This window comes from Caballeronia sp. LjRoot29, assembly GCF_964252755.1.
GTDB lineage: Bacteria > Pseudomonadota > Gammaproteobacteria > Burkholderiales > Burkholderiaceae > Caballeronia.
The window spans coordinates 23,802-39,804 of record NZ_CAXUPU020000032.1; the positions used below are offsets into that span (position 1 = coordinate 23,802).

Annotated in this window: 17 protein-coding genes; 2 read left to right on the forward strand and 15 right to left on the reverse strand. The window is 55.8% G+C overall.

Annotated features, from left to right (window positions below; translation table 11 throughout):
* Positions 1–23: 23 nt before the first annotated feature.
* From ACSQ83_RS27520 to ACSQ83_RS27570, 11 genes are all read right to left on the reverse strand, one after another.
* Complete coding sequence (locus tag ACSQ83_RS27520; RefSeq protein WP_436230356.1) at positions 24–344, reverse strand: hypothetical protein; 321 nt, start codon at positions 342–344, stop codon at positions 24–26.
* A gap of 61 nt (positions 345–405) precedes the next feature.
* Positions 406–1,089: a type IV secretion system protein gene (locus ACSQ83_RS27525; RefSeq protein ID WP_436230357.1), complete on the reverse strand. Its 684-nt coding sequence runs from the start codon at positions 1,087–1,089 to the stop codon at positions 406–408.
* Positions 1,090–1,107: 18 nt separating this feature from the next.
* Entirely contained in the window at positions 1,108–2,010 is a 903-nt protein-coding gene (locus tag ACSQ83_RS27530; RefSeq protein WP_436230358.1) for a type IV secretion system protein, read from the reverse strand.
* Positions 2,011–2,048: 38 nt separating this feature from the next.
* Entirely contained in the window at positions 2,049–4,490 is a 2,442-nt protein-coding gene (locus tag ACSQ83_RS27535) for a transporter (protein WP_436230359.1), read from the reverse strand.
* On the reverse strand, positions 4,490–4,903 hold the full coding sequence (locus ACSQ83_RS27540; protein ID WP_436230360.1) for a VirB3 family type IV secretion system protein: 414 nt from the start codon (positions 4,901–4,903) through the stop codon (positions 4,490–4,492). Before ACSQ83_RS27540 ends, ACSQ83_RS27535 begins: the two co-directional genes overlap by 1 nt.
* Complete coding sequence (locus ACSQ83_RS27545; RefSeq protein ID WP_436230361.1) at positions 4,900–5,205, reverse strand: hypothetical protein; 306 nt, start codon at positions 5,203–5,205, stop codon at positions 4,900–4,902. Before ACSQ83_RS27545 ends, ACSQ83_RS27540 begins: the two co-directional genes overlap by 4 nt.
* Positions 5,206–5,266: 61 nt before the next feature.
* Positions 5,267–5,935 (reverse strand): lytic transglycosylase domain-containing protein, encoded by a 669-nt coding sequence (locus tag ACSQ83_RS27550; RefSeq protein ID WP_436230362.1) that lies wholly within the window; start codon positions 5,933–5,935, stop codon positions 5,267–5,269.
* Positions 5,932–6,138 (reverse strand): hypothetical protein, encoded by a 207-nt coding sequence (locus ACSQ83_RS27555; RefSeq protein WP_436230363.1) that lies wholly within the window; start codon positions 6,136–6,138, stop codon positions 5,932–5,934. Before ACSQ83_RS27555 ends, ACSQ83_RS27550 begins: the two co-directional genes overlap by 4 nt.
* Entirely contained in the window at positions 6,131–8,248 is a 2,118-nt protein-coding gene (locus ACSQ83_RS27560; RefSeq protein ID WP_436230364.1) for a DNA topoisomerase, read from the reverse strand. The genes ACSQ83_RS27555 and ACSQ83_RS27560 overlap by 8 nt, the downstream gene beginning before the upstream one ends.
* Positions 8,249–8,366: 118 nt before the next feature.
* Positions 8,367–8,594, reverse strand: coding sequence for a hypothetical protein (locus ACSQ83_RS27565; protein ID WP_436230365.1), 228 nt, complete (start codon positions 8,592–8,594; stop codon positions 8,367–8,369).
* 499 nt (positions 8,595–9,093) lie between these two features.
* The gene (locus tag ACSQ83_RS27570) at positions 9,094–9,375 is read right to left on the reverse strand and encodes a hypothetical protein (protein ID WP_436230366.1); all 282 of its coding nucleotides are present in this window, start codon (positions 9,373–9,375) and stop codon (positions 9,094–9,096) included.
* Positions 9,376–9,772: 397 nt separating this feature from the next.
* On the opposite strand from ACSQ83_RS27570, the gene mnmH reads away from it, so the two are divergent.
* Positions 9,773–10,831: a tRNA 2-selenouridine(34) synthase MnmH gene (mnmH, locus tag ACSQ83_RS27575; RefSeq protein WP_436230367.1), complete on the forward strand. Its 1,059-nt coding sequence runs from the start codon at positions 9,773–9,775 to the stop codon at positions 10,829–10,831.
* Here mnmH and ACSQ83_RS27580 read toward each other — a convergent pair.
* The gene (locus ACSQ83_RS27580) at positions 10,757–11,791 is read right to left on the reverse strand and encodes a fatty acid desaturase (RefSeq protein WP_436230368.1); all 1,035 of its coding nucleotides are present in this window, start codon (positions 11,789–11,791) and stop codon (positions 10,757–10,759) included. The two genes, mnmH and ACSQ83_RS27580, sit on opposite strands and share 75 nt — an antisense overlap.
* Entirely contained in the window at positions 11,775–12,515 is a 741-nt protein-coding gene (locus ACSQ83_RS27585; protein WP_436230369.1) for an autoinducer binding domain-containing protein, read from the reverse strand. The genes ACSQ83_RS27580 and ACSQ83_RS27585 overlap by 17 nt, the downstream gene beginning before the upstream one ends.
* Positions 12,516–12,729: 214 nt before the next feature.
* Here ACSQ83_RS27585 and ACSQ83_RS27590 point away from each other — a divergent pair, with 214 nt between their 5' ends.
* Positions 12,730–13,074 carry a hypothetical protein gene (locus tag ACSQ83_RS27590; RefSeq protein WP_436230370.1) on the forward strand — a complete coding sequence of 115 codons (345 nt, stop codon included), beginning with the start codon at positions 12,730–12,732 and terminating at the stop codon, positions 13,072–13,074.
* An 864-nt stretch (positions 13,075–13,938) separates the two neighbouring features.
* Here the strand turns inward: ACSQ83_RS27590 and leuD are convergent.
* Both leuD and leuC read right to left on the reverse strand, forming a co-directional pair.
* Positions 13,939–14,571 (reverse strand): 3-isopropylmalate dehydratase small subunit, encoded by a 633-nt coding sequence (gene leuD, locus ACSQ83_RS27595; protein WP_436230371.1) that lies wholly within the window; start codon positions 14,569–14,571, stop codon positions 13,939–13,941.
* A complete protein-coding gene (leuC, locus tag ACSQ83_RS27600; protein ID WP_436230372.1) occupies positions 14,568–15,998 on the reverse strand; it encodes a 3-isopropylmalate dehydratase large subunit in 1,431 nt (476 codons plus the stop codon). Before leuC ends, leuD begins: the two co-directional genes overlap by 4 nt.
* Between the last annotated feature and the right edge of the window lie 5 nt (positions 15,999–16,003).

Here is a 16,003-nt window from a genome sequence, read left to right on the forward strand (position 1 = left end):
GCATACAGGCAATAGAAAACGTCTTACTTTCCACTGCGCTGCAGCTCTTCGCCCGCAAGCAATAAATGGCCTGTCGATTTATCGATCACCACAGGAATCTCCCCGCCCACGCCCGCGTGTAGCACCAAGCGATCACCCACCATGTCAGCCGTAAATTGATCGAATTGCCCGGCCATCAAAACGCTGGGCTCTTTGATAATGAACACGTCTCCGTGCTTTTCGATCGTCAGATCGGGGCCTTGCCCAGCGACTTTCGTCCAATGGCCGAGGTACTCCTCACCCGAAGACTTCCCGCACGCGGAGATCAACACTGGGAAGAGTGCTGCGATAAAAAGCTTGTTCATTTTGTGTTCCTTCAAAGTATTAGGCGGAGCTGGACGTCTTGTCGTTCACCGCGCGTTGTGGTTACTGCGGCGTTTGCCAGGCGCTTCCCATCAGCGTGTTCTTGAAGGTGTCGGCATCCTGTTTTTCCGCGAGCTTTTCTTCGGCCCGCTGCAGCTGACCCACCAGGTTAAGCTTGGTCTGTTCGTTCTGGATCATTGCGTTCTCGCTAAGCAACCGATTTTGCAAATCGGCCTTCGCCGCAGGATCCTGCGTCAGGTCTGACTGCTGCATCAGGCTCTGGATGTTCTGCAGGCGATCGGCCGACGCTTGATAGGCTTGCGTCGCCATTGCCTTGTTCGTAGCAAGCGTGTCGTTGTAGCGCTGCTGAGAAGGTGTGTTTGCGGTCATGCCTTCCTGGCTTTCGATCTGCTGTGCGGCGCTGCTTAACCCTTGCAGTTGCCCCGACTTGATCTGGCTATAAACCGATTGCCATTGGGAAGGCAAATAGCTCGTCAATGACGGGTTGTTTAGGATTTGCCCGAATCCACGATTTCCAGTCAGTGCGTGGTATTGATCCGTCATGGTGACAAGCTGCGATTGGAGGTTTTTCGCCATAAGCAGGTCTTGCGCAAGTTCGCTCGTGCTGATGACAGGAATACCCTGTGCATGTGCGGGAGCGAATTGTCCTTCTATAGCAAGGACGCAACCGACGAGCGTCACCGTCTGCCGAAATTTACTGATTCGAGTTTTGACGTGTGCAAACATAAATACCCTTGGTATGAATTACCCTTCGATCGATCCGCCGGCAGCACGGCCCGTCAACTGTTTGGCAGCCCTGTATCCCGAGCTGATGCCTTTACCAACGCTCTTTCCGGCGAATCTGGCGGGGCCGCCTGCGTGCTGCGCCATCGCTGAGATACCGACACCACCGGCAAGTGCAGACGCCAGCGCAGGTAGGTTCAGCGATACGACGATGAAGGTGATCCCCATCATGGCGAGCTTGGCGGTGGTCGGAATGTCCGTCAGCGACCCTGCTGGTACGCTCGCAGTTGCGAACTTGACCTCAATGGCGCCGGCTGCCGCAAAAAGCGCTGTCAAAAACGCGTAATTGAGACATTGCGCGGTCCATGCTTCAAAGAACTTACGCGTTGCAGGAAACAGCGCTGCAGCGATGAACATAGGCCCCAACGCAAGCAACAGCCCAAGCGCGAACTTCGCAAGAATCAGATAGGCGGCCGCAAGCGCGAGAAAGGGGAGGGCGACCAATATGATCAGTAACGCGTTGGCGCAGGAAGCAACGTAGCCACCAACGTTGAACGGGCTCAAAGGGGCAAACAGGTTGTTGATCGCGGTGAGATAAGACGACAGCAAGGTGTCCAGGGCCGTACCTGTCGAGGGGCTATTCGTCAGCGCCTGAGCGATGTCGTCGCCGACGCCATTGAGGAATGGCACCACATACTCGGTGTAGTACTGGATGTTCATCCCGGCGGTGATGATGAGTCCCCATGCAGCGAACCGCATAAAGAAGTCGATCACCGGCTGGTCCGTCGCACCACGCCAGTAGGAGGTCATGATCAACAACATGTAGACGCCGAGGCCAGCCGCGACCAAAGGGCTGATCAACGTGATCAGGTTGGCAGAGCCCGTCATGATCGTCTGGTTGACGGTCGTGTCGAACATGGTCATGAGCGGCTGGAAAATGGCGACATTGATCGGAGCCACGCTCATGATGTTGCTCCCTCTTCGAGACTCGCTTCATGGGCTGGGGCATGCGAATGGTCCATGGCAAGCCGATCGAACTTGGCAGCCTTCTTCTTGCCCTTGCGCCGTGATTGGAAGACCGCCATACACTCGTCGATATCTGGCCCGAACTCAGCCCATACTTCGTCCCAAATCGGAATGTTGTCCGTCGTGCCGGAGAGAACTGCAAGCTCGTCCGACATGCCATATAGATCAAGCGTTGCAAACACTGACTGATTGCTCTGTTTGATGAGAAACGTCCGCGATTCCTTGTCGAGGCTCTTGAGGACGTCGAACTCCTTTCGGTTCATGTTGCACACCTCGTAAGCCTCGAACCGCGCGTCGGGGTTCGGCAGATAGATCTTGGTGGCCGTCTGCTGTTGAATTGCGGCAAAGATCGGGCTCGCAATGGCATCTTCCGGCGACTGCGACACAAGCAGCACGAACTCTTCAATCTTTCGACCGGTTTTGAGGGACTTCAAGATCAGGTCTTGCGTAACTGGATACTGCGCGGGCAACCAGAATTCTTCGACGATCGTAACCAGCAATCCGCCGTTCTCCTGCATCAGCTTCTTGAGATAGAACAAGTAGGCGAGGACCGGCTCGGTCGGCTGATAATTCTTCTGCAGGAAGTCCGTTACATCAAAGCCGATGCGGTGCTGCTTCGTGACATCGATCATCGAGTTCGGAACGTTGTCGAGCGCCCAAGCGAATTCACCGTCGGCTGCATGGCACCATTTTGATAGCCGGGTCCAGAGCGAATTGGGCGTGCCGTCATCTGCAATGTTTTCGAGCAGACGGCTGAACACGCGATCTTCGACCCGCTCGATAGCATAGATGGCGTCGACCGCGTTCTTGACCCTGATGGCATCGGTATCATTAATCTGTCCGGCCGCGTCACGCCCGCACGACCTCACTAAGCTGTACAGGAACTGCAGGTTCGCTTCGGTGGGCGGCAGTTCGAAAGGCGCAAGCCCCGTTTCGACACCGGCCTTCAACGGCAGATAGACACCGCCTAAGTTACGAATGAAAATCTCCATGCCCCGGTCGAGGTCGAGTGCGAAAATCTTCGGATCAAACCGCTCGAGAAATCCCACAAGGGAGAGCTGCAGCGTGGTCTTTCCTGTACCGGTCGCACCGAGCATCAAGGTGTGCCCTGCGAATTTCTCGCCCGTATTGTCCTGATCAGGCAGCGACGCGTGAAAATTGAAATCGAATCGACCCTTGCCTATGGTCGAGAGCGGCATCACCGCGGTGCCGTCGCCGATTGGATTGCCCCTCGCTTTGCCAGTTGAGTAGTTGTGCATGGAGGACGTCGACGCTAGCGTGCGCGTAGACCGCGGACTGGGTCGCGGCTTTTTGGTCGCCCCGGGAACTTGACTAAAATAGGTCACCGGTGCCGACAAAGTCGCAGGCATCCAGCTCACGCCGCATTCGTTGAGCGACTGCGCAGCAACGTAGGTCCCGTTTTCGATTGCCTTATGCGCGCTCGATCCGTACACCACGAGCGCACCATGGTAATCACCGAACGCGAGCTCGCGCGCAGCGAGCAGCGCCTGCGCATGGCTCAGATCATCGATCTGATGAACGGCCTTGTCTTGCACTGACGTAAGCTTGCCAATCTGTGTTTCGATCTTGGCGTTCGCCTGATGCGTGCCCAGAAATCCGAACGATTGCGTCAAGGTGAACTCGACTGGCACGGTCAGCAGCGAATTCATCTGGCCCCAGCCGCTCTTCGGCAAATCCTTCAAGTCATAGCAAACTGCGTATTTGGTGTTGTTGTCGGAGCGCACTTCCAAAACGTCGTAGCCGAAGTGCATCCACGCGTTCGGTATCGCCTGGTAGCCTGGCATCTCGGTCACCGGCACCCGACGCTCGACGCCATTGATCAGCTCGCCGATGAATTCAAAGGTTTCGGAAAACATCACGCCATTGCGCTCGTAAGCGCACAAGATCTCCGGGTCGTACGCGTTCAGGGCCTTTACGATGGTCTGCAAGAGCTCTTCCATCTCGGCCACGCCCTCATCGAGGTTGTCGTGCTTGAGCACAACGCTTAGGTAATATGTGTTTTCGAAATAGTCGGTTTTCTTGAAGCGCGCGAGATACTGTTCGCTAAAGTCCTTCATAAACGACGAGCGAAACCCGTACGTCTGGTCGTGCGCCATGCGCCGGCGCTTGAGCGTCGTAGTGATCGACAGTCGATTGCCTTTGGTCGCGCCGAGAGACGACAAGAAGCGATTGAAGGAGTCGAAGCGGTTTTCCAGAATGGAGTCCGTCGCCGACTCAAACGGGATGCCCGGCAGACGAATCACGCCCAATGTTCGATCGTTTCCGCAGCTCGTTACGTGCTCAGACACCGCATGGCCGACCTTGGGCATCTTGTCTTCGACTGCCGGTTGACGTTTCATTTTTTCGTAAATGGACATCAGTTTTCCTTGTGCTGCGAGAACGCGACGCGAAACTGCTCATGGGCCACCAGCGAAGGCGTGCGCTCAAATGCCGCTCTGAACGTGTCGAGCCGGTAGCCGTACTTCATCGGGCTGAGCGTGAAGGTATTGCCAAACATCCGGGCGTTGGTGCGTCCAAGAAAGCAACGCACTTCAAGCAACAAGATGTTCAGCGCCTGGTCGTCGGTCGCACACACCTGCTTGATGAACATCACGGGTGCGATGCAGGGGACGAACAGGAGAAAGCCCGCCGGGCCGAAGGCGAAGCCGCCCACCATGGCAATCGCGACGCTGATCCCGAAGAGCACCAAGCCCGCCATCAGGGGAACGCCCTCAATCATGGCAACGCGGCCAAGGCCCGCATACGACGAATACAGGGCTTTTTCGCTCATGATCCGAAAACAGTCCAGGCCCACGCTGCGAGAACCGGAACGGAGCCGACGGCCGCGACCTTGGCAATGGCGCCACCGAAGTCATGCACCCAATCCGCTTTGTTGCTCCAGCATTGAATCCCGACCCAGAGCAGGTAGCAAATCGCGAGAATTCCGCAAATCGTAAAGAACCAGACTTCAAAATTGGTGATCGCGCTGGTCCCGGCAGTCAGACCGCCGGCATGCGCGCTCGCGCTTACCAACGATACAGCGAAGCCAACCAACGGCGATACAAGCAGGGAGAATAGTTTGGTACGTTTCATAGTTGTCCTGATAACAAGTTAGTCATTTGGTTGAGAAGAAATAGAGTGCTGGATCAAAGGTTCAAAAATCCCCGAATGTGTCCCAGGATGGGTGGGTATGCTCGGATTGCGCATGCCGTGATGTCGAAGGCGTTCTAATTTCTGCCGGTGCCCCTGTATCAGGGTCGAGTCGCGGCACGGTTTGCCGCACCGTCTCGGGCGTCGCGACTGGCACGACAGCAATGGGCCGAACATCTCCCTTAGCCGCTTCCGGGTCTGTCGACGCTACGAAGGAAACAACGCGCTGGACGTAGCTCGATGTTCCGGAATCACGGACGAACCCACGCTTGAAATTCCCGCTGTAATAGCAGCTGAGCGCCGCGTGCAACGCGTTCTGGCCAGCACCCATACGGGCGGACGCACGGCTATAACAGTCCGACAAGATCGCCGAGCCTGCACGCAGATTCGTGCAAGGATCAAATGCGGCATTCGCGTCCATGCCATACCTCGCGAGGTTGTAGCGATTCACTTGGCTCAAGCCCATGCTGTAGTTCCAGCCTCCCGCGTCGAGCGCCGCAACAGTGGCCATCGCTTCATCTCGGTTCTGTGGCTGACGCACGAGGCGACCTCCTACAACACCGATCGCAAAGGGGTTGAAACCCGACTCGGTGCGAACAATCGCCTGCAAAGTCGTCGGATGAACTGCGGGCGCGCATTGCTGCGCGAGGCTATTGAAGTCAGCGGGCATCATTGCGCGGGTTCGCTGTCAACGTCCGGATCTCCGTCCGGACGGTCCGGTTCTGCATTCAGGAGCGTGTTCAAAGACGTCGTTTTCCCGAGGTCGGCCAAATCCGAAATGAGTGTTTTTCCGTTTCCAAGCTTTTCATCATCCGACGGCAGGTATGCTTCAGTCTCAAAATCCCACACGCGATCTTGTTTGGGTTGCTCAGCCATACATCGCTCCCACTCTCTTAAATCCAAAGCCCTTGTTCCTGGGCTTCAGTTTCGACGTGAAGTCTGGTGCACCGTCACGGTCCGGATAGGACGCGGTGCACTTGGGCTGCGCCTTGAAGTTCGAGCAACCCCAGAAATGGCCGTCATTGCCAAAGATTCGACGCAAGCGGCCAGATGCACATTGCGGACACGCCGGCGCGGGCGACATCGGCAAGTTCATCGGCGCAGTCCGCAAGCCCGCGATCACCTTGGTAATGAAAGCGACGTTGCGTTCGATGAACTGGTCGTACGTGATTTGCCCGCTCGCTACCGCGTCGAGCGCGATTTTGAACATGCCGGCCATCGTTGGATCCTTGACTGGGACGGGTAGTGCCGTAAGCAACCCCCGGCCGCTTGCGCTGCACGTCAGCTTGTTTTTGGTGCCCTTGGCGATCTCGAGGAAACCACGCTCGCGCAGGTCCTTGATGATCCCGGCGCGTGTGGCGCTTGTACCAATGCCTTTTCCCTCTTTCAGACGCGCTCTAGCAGCCGGATCGGTCGTGAATTTGTGAAGGTCAATCATGGCGCTCAGCAACGATGCTTCATCAAAGCAGGAAGGGGGCTTCGTTGCTCTGCTCGCGGTATCACATGCCGTGCACATCGCAGTGTCGCCCTGCGCCATGTCCGGAAGTGTTTGCTTACCGTCATCGGTTTCGCTTTCGACCGGCGTTTGCGCAGTCGCGTCCTCGTGTGGCGCATAGACATCACGCCAGCCGGCGTACACGGGCGTCTTGCCGTTGGCGGTCAAGCGCTCGCCGACACATACAACCTCAATCCGGGTTTGCATAAACACGGTGTGCTCGAAGAATTGGGCGAGGTAGCTCCGGACGACCAGGTCGTAGACGTTGCGCTCGATCTCAGTAAGCGCGGACAGGTCCGTTACGCATACGGTTGGCACGATGCCGTGGTGCGCTTCACCATTCATCTTCTTGTCGTCGAACGCAGCCGATTTGCGTTTCGTGTCGGCGCAGCTGATCAATGAGCCGAGTCTGGGCAGGTTTCGGCTAACCGACGCCAGAATGGTCGGCGCTTCATCGTGCTGCGCCTCCGACAGATAACGGTTCTCCGTGCGCGGGTAGCTTGTGACTTTGTAACGTTCGTACAGCACTTGCGCCGCGGCCAACACTTCGTCACCCGTATAGCCAAACTTGCCGCATGCGGCCACCGTCAATTCGTTCAGGGACAAAGGCAGCGGCGGCGCCTCTCGCTTGGGCGACTTGTCATACGCTGATATCTCTGCCGGCTGGTCTCGCATACGGACAACAAGCGCACGCGCAACAGATTCGTCGATCAAACGGCCCGCATCGTCGAGACCGGCTTGGTCTTCGCGCGCCTTCCAGTTGGCGACAAACAGGCCGTTCTCATGCCGTATCTTCGCCGCGATAGTGAAATAGCCGGCCGGCTTGAATGACTCGATAGCCCGATCGCGGCCATATACGATCATGAGCGTCGGGGTTTGGACGCTCCCGACGGTCAATACGCCGTCGAATCCGAGCTCAAGAGCGCGTAATGTGACGGCACGCGTCAGGTTCAGGCCGAAGAGCCAGTCGTAACGCGAACGCGCAAGTGCCCACATGAACCATGCGCGAAACTGCTGCTCCTCATTGCTGCGCATCGAGTCAAGTGCCTGACCGACCTTGGCCGGGTTGTAATCGTTGACGAGCAGCCGTAGGACGGGCTTGGTGTTACCTAGATAGATCAGAACTTCATCTACAAGAAGCTGGCCTTCCTCATCCGGGTCACCCAGATGCACGACTTGATCGACCTCGGACAATAGTTTTTCTACCGCGCGGACGTTACGCTCCAAATCACCACGGGGAGCCATCAGCCAGGCAGTTGGTACGATCGGAAGGTCTTGATAACGCCAGATCTTTGAACCGCTCTTGCTGCGTGGTAGGTCATCGGGAAGATACTCGTCTGGCATGGCCTGCTCGAGTGCGTGACCAGCGAGCGGCACGAAAGCATTGTCGCCGATATAGGTCACCACGCCGTCGCGACGCGGCGTGCCTGGCAAGACTGCGACCACGGCTTGCACAAGGCTTGATTTTTCGCCAACGAACAATCTACGCACCTTTATTACCTTTCAGTTGTACTAATTGGCTAATCGAGATCAAGCGCTGTTTCTTGATACGGTGCCTGACGTCGCACCAACTGCAGTGGGGATTACAGCGACAGTACGCGTGCGCAGGTTAGTGATTGCCGCCGGTATCTGCGCCAGGCGACTCGCCGGCCCCTGGCGCATCGGTCCTTGACAAAAATTGTTGCGCAGATGAGGCGGGGTCATAGGGGACTGTGGTCGACCCTTGCCCATAGAACTCGGTGATAGTCGCTTTGCCGTTGATTCCCCACCAAACACGGGTGAACAGCTTGTTGTCGATGGTGACGTTGATTGCACCACGAGCGCCGCATGTGAGCATGCTTTGCTCGGGTGGACCCCAGAAAAGGAGGTTTGGGCTGCAGTAGTTTGGGCCTGCGCCTACGCTTTGCGCGCCTGTGCCTTGGCCTGCGTTGCGCGAGCTCGCAGGCAATGAGCTCCTGACATCAGGCGGGAGGTCTGCCACGCTGCTATTCAGGTCGCAGGTGGGAAATGGTTTGCCGTGCTCAAGCGCATTCCAAAGCTTTTCGATGGGGGGCTTGCATTCTGACTCAGTCTCTGGCCCGCGAGGATCTGCTAGGCACAGCAACACTTGACAACCCCAATCGTCGGCGAAAACTGGGGAAGGCGTTACGAATGTCAACAGCGCGCCGCAAACCAAGAGGCTATGCACTCCGCTTTCCCAGTTCAACAGACGAGTTTTTCCACCTATAATGGGGTTAGCCATTTGAGCCTCAACAGTTCCAACAGTGGTTAGGTTGATGTCGGTGTTGATAGCACTGGCATCATCCGCTTCATCTCACGTCGCACTTACCTCGCACTCACGTCGATTCTTTACGCAGTAACACGTGTACCGTGCTGACGCGCGGGCAAGTCTCTTTGACGAAATCAACCGCAATATCAAGGCGCTTCCAAAGCTTCGTCCGCCCCAACGCGGTTTGGACGACGTAGACCTTCGATTCGCTGGGTATCTTCACGTTCATCAACCACCAGCCATCACGGTCATCACCAGTTTCGCTCTCGCTGGTCTCCACCAAAAACACTTCGTATTCAGGTTGGGCTCCGTCGAGGACCGCGAGGTCCCGTTTTGTCAGCGTGTGCATTTGCTCCCTTGCAATCGTTCGTACAGCAAGGAGTAATGCCACGAGACAGCTCAGTTTTCCATGATTCAACCTGCCAATCTCACGAAAAGCATCGAGTGTTTAACGTTTGATATGATTTGTTGTACATGAAAATACATTTATGGATTCGATTCAACAGATTTAATTGTTGAAGGTGTGTCGCTTCGTAACGAAATGCGACATAGGGTGGAAGCCTGCAAACGATCCCTTGCGATCCGCACGCATCTCTTGCGGTACGATTGCAGACTGCTGTCGCGCGGAGGACGGCGTTTGCTAGTAGCCCGCTTGTCTTGTCTTATGGTAGCCCGACCTTGATTAGTAACGGTGCAGGTGCGCTTAGTATTGACTTACTTCAGATGTTATGGTGGTGGAACCGACTATGTATGACTTGCAAACGTTGACGGGCTTCGATTTGATCATCGACGCAAGGAGCCCGCGTGAATTCAAGGAAGACCACGTGCCGGGAGCTATCAACCTCCCCGTGGTATTCGATGAAGAATACGCTGAGGTCGGGACCACTCATCGGACTGACCCAATGCGGGCTTATCAGATCGGGGTCGCGTACTCGCTTAAAAACATTGCTCGTCATTTGGAGCTTCCGTTTTTCCAGACAAGCAAGCGAGCGACCATCCTTGTGTACTGTTTTCGCGGCGGGAAACGGAGCAAGCTTTGGACGGATGCGCTGGAGACAATTGGCTACAAGGTCGAACGTTTACCTCGAGGGTGGAAGGGCTATCGGAACTGGGTGAGAGAGACACTCGAGCAAGTGCCTACCAAAATGACTTTTAATGTGCTTTCTGGTCCGACTGGATGCGGAAAGACGAGTCTGCTTCACGCGCTGCGAAAAGCGGGAGCCCAGATGCTGGATCTCGAAGCGCTCGCTTCACACAGAGGTTCCATAATTGGCGGCATCCCCGGGCATCCCCAACCCAGTCAGAAGTACTTTGACACGCTTCTGCTCGATGAAATAAGTCGGTTTGACTTAGCAAAGCCTATCTGGATCGAAAGCGAGAGCAAGAAGATCGGTCAGGTACAGTTGCCAACTTCATTATTCGAGGCGATGCATCGCTCCCGTTTGTTTGTTGTGCACACACCGATGTCAGAGCGTGTTGCGATGTGGCACCGAGAATATCCACATTTTGCAGAAGACCCTGTTGGGCTGATCGAAAAACTAACCTACCTGAAACCGCTGGTAGGTGGGGTCACGATCGACAGGTGGAAGGAACTCGCTGAGCGTAGGGAAATGGATGCGCTTTTCGAGAGCATCATGATTGATCACTACGATCCCGCTTACACGCGGTCAACAAACAAGAACTACGGCAAGACCGGGGAGACGACTGCAATACACTTGGATTCTCTCGACTCAGACTATCTTGCCGCGGTCGCGGAGGGACTGCTCGCGAAGGGTGACCAGTTGTCGGCGCCGTCGCTTGTTTAGGACGTTTACGCGTCTATCCATGACGGAGAACCAAGCCGGCGGCACAAGGCTCAGCCAAAGCATGTGGAAATAACCCCCCGGTAAGGCGGCTCGGGTTGGATGCAGTTGAGTGTACGGCGACCGTCCGTTTTCGTGGTGTGCCCCATGGTATCCGTTGTTGACCAACAGGCAATTTGAAAGCCAAAAATCAACATCCCAGGAGTGGATAGCGTCGTGTTGGCTTTGGTGGTCAAAGCCGTAGTGCTGCATGTAACCTACAGTCTCGACGATGAAGACGCTAATTGTCGCGTAACCAAACACGAACAGTGACAGCCGCCAAGCGTGCAGCGTTAGCGGCAAGATCACCAGCAGAAAGGCGATCAAGATATTTGCATACAGGCGCCGAGGGACGGAGCGATCTCGATACGATGTTGAATTCAGCGAGGCCCTCAGCGCGCTGAGATACGACCGGACCACGTGAGCCCATGATGACGTGCCCACGGAAGCAGTGGACCCAAACAACGGGTCGCCGAGATGGTCGTGGTGTAATTCATGCGCGAACCTGTAGTGAGGGTAGCCAGCGACCGTAAAAGCAAAGTCGCTAAAGCCGCGCCAGAGCCGTCCGGTTCGATGGGTCAATTCGTGCAGATGGGCCATAGCGGTGGCACTTAGCACTCCGCAGGAGATAACCAGGCCAACAAATTCGACCGGGCCTGCAGTTGTGGCTTCGCGAGCCGCAATTGCAAGCGCCATCGCCCAACTTAATGCAAACCAACAAGGGATTTGGCGCTCGGACAACCTCTCGATTGGAGCGGCACTCAAAGGTGGGCCGCGGCCAATACATGCGTCGAGAAGTGGCACCAAAACTAGCGCAATCGCTACAAACATCCACGCATAGCCGGCAGCAAATAGCACGGCGCCTGACAAAGGAAGGCTCAGCGAGAGCCAGAAGCTCCGTCTTGGACTAGACGAGCAGTCCATTGACTTCCGCGAATTTGACTACCTCGGATATGTGGGAAGCACCAACCTTGTCTTTGATTTTCTTGTAGTTGCCGTAGATCGTCTGCACCGAGACATCCATCTCCCTTGCGATATCCTCGGCCGTGAAGCCGTCTTTTAGGTAGCTGACGACTTGCAGGTCTTTACCCGTGATCGAGCGAGACTCCATGATTTCGAGCTTAGCTACGCGAATAGACCAATCAAGCAGCTCCACGGCAAGTGCACGAAAATACATGCGACTCACAGAGAAGATCTTTTCGCCTTCCGCCTCAGTCTTGTCAGACCCCAGGTAAAGCACACCGATTCGCCCCTTGTCGCTCGCGTGTACCGGCACGACGAATCCGCTGCGGAAGCCATGTTCGTGAGCTGAGGTAAGCATATCCCTCTGCCCTTGAGTCGTTACCTCCACTTGGGAACCGAAAATCGGTTCTGTATTGCTGACTGAGTAATCCAAGAACGGATCCGTCATGAACCATTTGTTAGCGTTGTAAAGTTGGCACCACTCGGGCCGACATCCTATTAGAAACCGGTGTGAAGCACGGCTTTCAGAGGACTCGGCTGGATTCATCGAGACGAAGACATACGACTCAGCACCCAACGTCGAGACGATCGCCCTTACACAATGCGCCACATCGGACTCGTCCTGCGCCGATATAATTTGGTCAAAATACTTCAAAACTGATGCTTCGGATTGGGTCGATTCCATGCCTCAGTCTCCTTCGATTACCAGTTATTGCTTTAAGCCATCATCCGTAAGTTTGCGTCGTATCTCATTGTAAAAAGGCGCAATCTGACTTTTGTACGGGTCGGCATTTGCAAAAACGTCAAATTCGTCAAGCTTGCTGATTAGCAAAACCTGGACCGATGCCGCGTCATCTTTCTCAATGATGCGGCGTTCCAGCGAATATCCACGAGATACCTTGAAAAGCTTCAACGTCACCTGTTCGGTGTCGACGTTCACGGATCGTTCAAATGCCAGAGTCTTCGCCATCATCGACCTCGCCGCGATGGTTGTGATGTCCGCACTTCGAACAAACGACGCTCTCTTGATCGATATCTGTAAGGCTCGATACAAACTCGTCGGAGCCACACGCATTGCATTCGACGAGCAACGCTTCGAATTTCGTGCGGCAGAATTGGCAAGTAACATGATGCACTTCACCCTCGGCAAGGACTTCCCATCCATCTGCCATCGGGATGCTGCATCGTGGGCAAACAAAACCCCGGTGTTCGATTTCGTTCATGTTCTCGAAAGGACAAAGTAATAAAACCATACTCCGGTTGCTGTATAGCGAATATGGTAGCGCGGGATCGAGATACGTGTTGGCCGCTGAATCTTTTGCCCGACGCAGCGGTCGCGCCAACTCTGCGATTGGAAAAGCTTTTTTCAATTGGCGTCGACGTGATATTTAGGTTACGTGAGTGTGTTCTTACCGCGCTGAAGCGTGCACGCAAATCGCCCCTCTTTAGTACCGGTAATAACTTCGCGCTTTGATTATGACCGAAGGACAGGTTGAGGCGCCCGCGGACGTGGCGCTCGCTACATAAGAAAAAGGCCCTGGACCCACTTATGCTCTCCGCTCGGGGTGCGCGACCGCGTGATCCCGACCGCCTGCCCGGGGAGGAGACGGGCCTTCCGGTGCTGGTCGCCGAATCGCCGCGCACTCGAATCGCCGACGAGAATCGTTCGCGTAGGCAATTGCGGTGAGCCTTCGAAAGTTCACTTCCGCGGGCTGGTAACTGATTGGCTTGCGTTTTCTGACAGGACTTGCCTTGGGCGGCCTGATGCCGCATGTCATAGCCGCAATCTGGCATCGCAGGCTGGATCACATGGTGGGCACTGCGCTTGGTTACTGCGTGTCCGCGCAATTCGCCGGACAGGACGCGGGACCGCTAATGGGTGGCTTTGTAGGCGGTCATATTGGCACGGGCGCGCAGTGTTCCTCGGAACCTTCGTGCTGCTTGCGCTGGGCGCTGCTTTTAATTGGCACGTGGTCCGTCGCGCTAGTGGCGCGCGACTGGACACCATCTAGCAAGAGAGAATGCACACACATTGCGGCAAGCGAAGCAAAAGCTGTGTCAACAGCCATAGCGGCTTTGCCGAGGCATGCTCCGGTATTCTGAAATCATCAAAGCCACGGGCGTTGACTCAATCTCTTGTCTTCGAACGCTTTTATTTCTTCCGAGAATAATAAGGTCGCACCTACTTCGTCGACGCCTTCAAGAAGATTCTTGCGCAGCATTTCCGGCATGTCGAATGAAACGTGCTGACCATTCGCCCAGCTCACCTGACGCGTTTCCAGATTGACAGTGAGACTAAAACCCAGGGTGTCTTCAATCTCCGCTCGTAATGCCTGGATTTGTTCATCGGCCAATATGACTGGAAGGATGCCGTTCTTGCAGCAGTTATTAAAAAAGATGTCAGCAAAACTGGTTGCGATCATCACCCGAATGCCGAACTGATAAAGCGCCCACGGCGCATGTTCGCGGGAACTTCCGCAACCGAAGTTTTTTCCAGCCAGCAGAACCGACGCATGGGCGAAGCGTGGGAAATTGATCGGGCATTTGGGGTTGGGAATGCGCTCGGATGAAGCCTTGCCGTAATAGCCTTCGTCCAAGAAACGCCATTCGTCAAAAAGATAGGGACCAAATCCGGTCCGTGCGATCGATTTCATAAACTGCTTTGGAATGATCGCGTCGGTATCGATGTTGTCGCGGTCTAGTGGCAATACAATCCCGGTGTGTTTGGTGAACGGTGTCATGGCTGTACCCTGCTTTCTCGGAACAAGGCGCTGACGTCGGTGAAGCGGCCTCGCAGCGCAGCTGCTGCGGCCATCGGCGGACTAACCAGATGAGATCTGCCGCCGGCACCTTGCCGGCCTTCAAAATTACGATTTGATGTCGACGCAACGCGTTCGCCCCGGTCAAGCCTGTCGGCATTCATTGCCAGGCACATCGAGCATCCCGCTTCGCGCCATTCGAAGCCGGCAGCCATGAAAATCTTGTGTAGCCCCTCCAACTCCGCCTGACGCTTGACGGTAGTAGAGCCCGGTACTGCAAGTGCGAGCTTGATGTTTGGCGCGATCCGTCCGCCCAGTTTCGTCAATACTTCAGCCGCAGCGCGCAGGTCCTCGATGCGGCCATTGGTGCAGGAGCCAATAAATATCTTGTCCAGGGAAATGGACGTTATTGGCGTTCCGGCGTCGAGACCCATATAGCTGAGCGCGTTCATATACGACGTGGACTTAGCCTGGTCTCCACCTGCAATGGGATCGGGGATGCGGCCGGACACATCAACCACCATTTCGGGAGACGTTCCCCAGGTGACCTGAGGCAAAAGTGCGGTTACATCCATACGCACTTCTGCATCGAATACGGCGTCGTCATCTGATTGCAGTGCCAACCACTCAGTTTGCGCACGCAACCAGTCCTCGCCGCTGGGTGCGCGCGCACGCGTTTTGCAATACGCCAGCGTGGTCGCGTCCACCGCGATCAGACCGGCTCTCGCGCCAGCTTCAATGGACATGTTGCACAGGGTCATGCGCGCTTCCATTGAGAAAGCGCGCACCACCGGGCCCGCGAATTCAATCGCGTGTCCGGTCGCACCATCGGTTCCTATATGGCCGATTATGGCGAGAGCGACATCCTTCGCTGTGCAACCCGCAGGCAGCGTGCCGTCAACGGTGATACGCATTCGTTTGCTTCGGCTTGTGACCAGCGTTTGCGTACTGAGCACGTGTTCGATTTCCGACGTGCCAATGCCGAATGCGAGAGCACCAAACGCGCCATGCGTACTGGTATGAGAGTCGCCACAGACAATCGTCATGCCGGGAAGGGTGCTGCCAATCTCCGGTGCGACAACGTGCAGGATGCCCTGTTCGGGATGAGTCATGCCAAAGTGATCGATGCTGGTCGCGCCGGTATTTTCCTGCAAGGTTAGAACCTGCGCGCGGGAAGTGGCGTCTTCAATGCCGTGGGACCGGTCAGTCGTGGGCACATTGTGATCTGCCGTTGCAAGATTGGCGCGCGGACGCCACACCACACGGCCCTCCTGACGCATCGATTCGAACGCCTGGGGGCTCGTGACTTCATTCACGAGGTGGCGGTCGATGTAGAGAAGGGCGGTGCCATCAGCCCTGCTTCGGACTACGTGAGCGTCGAAGATCTTGTCGTAGAGCGTTCGGCCCATTTTCG

What these genes read in the sequence shown, in the direction of transcription:
- ACSQ83_RS27520 (WP_436230356.1), bottom strand. Translation starts at nt 344, where the DNA reads ATGAACAAGCTTTTTATCGCAGCACTCTTCCCAGTGTTGATCTCCGCG.
- ACSQ83_RS27525 (WP_436230357.1), bottom strand. Translation starts at nt 1,089, where the DNA reads ATGTTTGCACACGTCAAAACTCGAATCAGTAAATTTCGGCAGACGGTG.
- ACSQ83_RS27530 (WP_436230358.1), bottom strand. Translation starts at nt 2,010, where the DNA reads ATGACCATGTTCGACACGACCGTCAACCAGACGATCATGACGGGCTCT.
- ACSQ83_RS27535 (WP_436230359.1), bottom strand. Translation starts at nt 4,490, where the DNA reads ATGTCCATTTACGAAAAAATGAAACGTCAACCGGCAGTCGAAGACAAG.
- ACSQ83_RS27540 (WP_436230360.1), bottom strand. Translation starts at nt 4,903, where the DNA reads ATGAGCGAAAAAGCCCTGTATTCGTCGTATGCGGGCCTTGGCCGCGTT.
- ACSQ83_RS27545 (WP_436230361.1), bottom strand. Translation starts at nt 5,205, where the DNA reads ATGAAACGTACCAAACTATTCTCCCTGCTTGTATCGCCGTTGGTTGGC.
- ACSQ83_RS27550 (WP_436230362.1), bottom strand. Translation starts at nt 5,935, where the DNA reads ATGATGCCCGCTGACTTCAATAGCCTCGCGCAGCAATGCGCGCCCGCA.
- ACSQ83_RS27555 (WP_436230363.1), bottom strand. Translation starts at nt 6,138, where the DNA reads ATGGCTGAGCAACCCAAACAAGATCGCGTGTGGGATTTTGAGACTGAA.
- ACSQ83_RS27565 (WP_436230365.1), bottom strand. Translation starts at nt 8,594, where the DNA reads ATGCTCACATGCGGCGCTCGTGGTGCAATCAACGTCACCATCGACAAC.
- ACSQ83_RS27570 (WP_436230366.1), bottom strand. Translation starts at nt 9,375, where the DNA reads ATGCACACGCTGACAAAACGGGACCTCGCGGTCCTCGACGGAGCCCAA.
- mnmH (WP_436230367.1), top strand. Translation starts at nt 9,773, where the DNA reads ATGTATGACTTGCAAACGTTGACGGGCTTCGATTTGATCATCGACGCA.
- ACSQ83_RS27580 (WP_436230368.1), bottom strand. Translation starts at nt 11,791, where the DNA reads ATGGACTGCTCGTCTAGTCCAAGACGGAGCTTCTGGCTCTCGCTGAGC.
- ACSQ83_RS27585 (WP_436230369.1), bottom strand. Translation starts at nt 12,515, where the DNA reads ATGGAATCGACCCAATCCGAAGCATCAGTTTTGAAGTATTTTGACCAA.
- leuD (WP_436230371.1), bottom strand. Translation starts at nt 14,571, where the DNA reads ATGACACCGTTCACCAAACACACCGGGATTGTATTGCCACTAGACCGC.
- leuC (WP_436230372.1), bottom strand. Translation starts at nt 15,998, where the DNA reads ATGGGCCGAACGCTCTACGACAAGATCTTCGACGCTCACGTAGTCCGA.